1 protein-coding gene and 1 pseudogene are annotated in these 3,775 nt (G+C 35.3%); both read left to right on the top strand.

Annotated elements, in window-relative coordinates:
- Positions 1-212: 212 nt before the first annotated feature.
- Entirely contained in the window at positions 213-2,156 is a 1,944-nt protein-coding gene (locus D5018_RS20955; RefSeq protein ID WP_133309370.1) for a hypothetical protein, read from the top strand.
- A 1,227-nt stretch (positions 2,157-3,383) separates the two neighbouring features.
- Positions 3,384-3,641 (top strand): annotated as a pseudogene (locus D5018_RS20950) (IS4 family transposase); the annotation flags it as partial.
- Between the last annotated feature and the right edge of the window lie 134 nt (positions 3,642-3,775).

The raw sequence follows: 3,775 nt of genomic DNA, 5'->3' as shown, positions 1-3,775 counted from the left end.
ACTCACCAAAAACTCCACCTCCTCCTCAAGAGATAAACTGGCTTTCGATTGAACACTCCCCTATGAATATAAGAGCAAAGCCTAGAGAAGAAGCTGTTCAAAGCTTGCGAAGAGCCTTAGCGATACCAGCTATAAACAAACAGAAACAATTATCCCATAGTGTCAGCGTGCACAAGACCGATACAAAGCAGCTTTATCAACTTACTGTTGAAATGAATAAAGTTTGGCAGCCTCTAGAAGTGCACTGTAATTCGAGATCAACTGAACAATTACCAACTGAGCAAGTGTGCAGGGCAAAAGGACTATTTGAACGCTACCACGGTTACTTGGAGAGGCATCCTGCTGAACGTGTAATTTTTACTGCTCCTTTTTCAATAGTAAAAATATCTGATAAACACAGCTCTGCAGCTAATCACAAACATAGTCATTACGAAGCTCAGCTTTTTTGTTTTTACTACCAACATTACAATCTTGCTATAAGTTTACAAAGGAAAAAAATTAGACAAGATTTTTCACAATTAAAACAAGCATCACAACCAGATGAAGCTCATAAGTTGATCAATCAGCTTTGCTCTGAAATTGAGAAGCTTCAAGTCGATTATGTAGAGTGCATTGCTTACTCGGTGCAATCTTCAATTTGTTTAAAAAGTACTGGGGATGCAGATTTAACAGGTAAATCTGAGGATCTTCTAAATGCTGCTTGTAGGCTATCAGAATCTTGGGAATACATGCTGTACATATTTACGTTTGCTCAATCAATAGTATATATTAACCCCATAGATATTGAGCAACTCAGGGAAGTGATTTTTAATGGAGCTTACTTCGCAAACAAAGAAGTTCTATCAATTGCTTATCTGCATTCACAAGTTGAAACTCTAGATAAGACCCGACAACGAATAAATTGCATTACATTGATAACAGCTAAAGATAGAATTGCTGATCACTTGCTTCAGTTAGACTATTTTGATACAGACTGTGAAATTCCTAACCAATTACTTGAATTAACTTTTCAAACCTTAGTATCAGCTCTTCAAAGTGAATTGAAATCACTTAACGATAAAAGTATTAGTGGTACTTTTCCAGTTTTTTTTGCTGTTATGAATAGTTACAGAAATGGATGGTTATCACGACACCATAGTGAAATTCTATTGTTATTCAGTGGCTGTCTTCCACAGAGATTAAATTTACTACAGTTAATAACAGAAAACAAAAGCACTATAGACGAAAAGGTCGAAACCAATAAAAAATGTGCGGAGGACTTATATCAAAAAGGGCTCAAATTTTTAGAACAAAAGAAGACAGTTAATGTTAAATCCCAAGTCTCAAAAAGTATAAGTTATCGCAAATCAAAAACAGAAAAAAAAGAAGTTAAGCCAACATATCAAGGTTCTAAATCTGAAACTAAAGAATTTAAGCCAACATATCAAGATTCTCAATCAGAAAAAACAAGGGAGATAGATAATATGCTCGCTCCTATTGAAGCAATGGTTTTATCTACCCCTTCAAAAGCGATTCAAAAGTTTCAAGATATACTCAAAATCCATACATTAAGCCCAAAACATTATATACGTGCTCGAATTGGCATCGCTCATGCGTCAATATTTGATGTCAATCAAACCCTTCGTAAATTTGGCCAAATAAGAACAGATGCGTCAACTTTTATAAAAGAATTAAATGAGGTAGTGAAAACCGAGCCTTATAAATTTAGAAATAATAGGTTATATGGTCAAATGGTCGAACATTTTCAAGCTCTATCAAGTTTATGTGAAGAGCTCACCTCTAGTTTAGAGCTTTTTAAAAATAGAATGGAAGAATTTCATTTATTAGCCATCGAGACCTCTATAGAAGATGAGGATACTCACCTATTAGTGTGCGAAGCTCTCGTCGATTGCCATAAGAAGATAGATGAAGTTGAGTCAACATTAGTGCTTCTTAATGATTGTATACGTTTAAGAGAGTACCATAACAGTTTACTTAAGACAGTTTCGCCACACCTTAGAGGAAAAAAAGCTGCTTATAGCAGTCGCATAAACTCAGCAGAAGCATTTAAAGTGGGTCATAATTCCGTTCTGTGTTCTCAAGTAACATTAATGGAAGTAAAACACGTCATGCTCAATGCCCAAACCCTCGAGTTTTCTTCGAAAATGTATGATTGAATGCCCATCAAAATGCATTATTTATAAAGCTAGCAAGATTTGGGGCAGAACCTTCACAGCAATTAGAAATAAACCGCAGTGAGCCTTAACCATAACTTGCTCTGGCACATCTGGCGATCTTTTGGTTTATATAAAACGTTCAGCGAGTTCGAACAAAATTCGGGAAAGGATTGAAAAACAAAAAATGTAGCACATTAGCATCTAAAAAATGGTGCTACATATATGCTATAAAAAATGGTTTTTGAGAGAAATATTGCGCTACAAGATTTCTTAAAAGCTCAAAATTACTTGTAGAATAAGAAAAAAATGGTCGGAATGAGAGGATTCGAACCTCCGCCCCCTGACACCCCATGATTTCTAGCCATGGCGCGTAACACACTGAAAACAAAGTAAAACACTATAAACTTTTCAGAGAAAAACTTGTTAAAATCGACAAATAAGACATTTCATAAATCAAACGGTTAGCAACCAGTTTTGCGCAACTTCATTTGTAACTTACACCCACCTCTCTCTTTCATCAACGTAAATTTCTTCAAAAGGTATGAACTCTATGAGTTCGATATTTACACGGAATTTTAAATACCAAGCCTGAATATTCCTATTTCGACGGATTCTTTTTCTAAAATCAGAGACTTCGGGTGATTAGGGTGATTGAATCTAATACTTTTATGTAATGTTTTGATGTTATTGATTTTTTAAGCTTATTAGCCAATTTAGTTTAGGGTAACCTTGAGGGTAATATATAGGTAATCAGATCACCCTACTACACATAATATCTGTAAAATATAAAATCTATGAATATCAATAAGATCACCTTTGGGGTAACTGCACATCACCTTTTAGAGGTTATGACATAAATTCTTTATTTTCAGTTCATTATGACTGCACAGAATATTTGATCACCCCAGTTACCCCATAAAAAGCTCACACACATTCAATGGCCAACAAGCTCATCATTGCTGTTCTCGATGGATAAGTACAATTTCTTAATTTTCTTGGTGAAAGGACTTAGAAGGATTGATGTTCAATCATAGCATTATTGAACACTCCAAAATGCTATCAAGGTTCTGCCCCAAAGTGAGATAGCCTCATCATTTGAGTTGGGATTCAAATGAAAACTAACACCCCATCATAGGTAGGATCTTAAGAGAATTAAGAGTTGATTGCATACCCAAAATTTGATCTGATGTTCATCGCCAAACAAATATCTGGTTTCAAATTAAGAGTATGCAGAACAAGAATAACGAGCTAGATAAAATAACGGAAGTCTTAAACGCATTTAATATTAATGACATTGGTAAACGGTGTGGCTTTTGTCATCGAAAACGTGTCATCAAACCATTCGAATTAATCATGTCACTTGTTACAGCTATGGGAGATAAGCAGGTCAACTGTATCAGTGACCTGCACCGTTATTTTACTGGCTTAACGTTTACCGATGTTCAGTATAAACCGTTTCACAATCAGCTCAGTAAACCTAAGTTCAGCCAACGTAACCGTTCACCAAGCCTCTCTTGATATCTGTGAAACAAGTCACTTGATCTAACATTGTTACTTGCTCGATCTTTTTATGGTGCTTTTATGTTCACATGAAAAAGAAAAAGCATTTTGAAGGTCAG

The sequence above is a fragment of the Parashewanella curva genome (genome assembly GCF_003675895.1).
In the GTDB taxonomy this organism is placed as follows: Bacteria; Pseudomonadota; Gammaproteobacteria; order Enterobacterales; family Shewanellaceae; genus Parashewanella; species Parashewanella curva.
This window is presented reverse-complemented; position numbering and strand designations above follow the sequence as displayed.

Bases quoted from the DNA above. Each gene is read 5' to 3' on its own strand.
- D5018_RS20955 (WP_133309370.1), top strand. From the start codon at position 213: ATGAATAAAGTTTGGCAGCCTCTAGAAGTGCACTGTAATTCGAGATCA.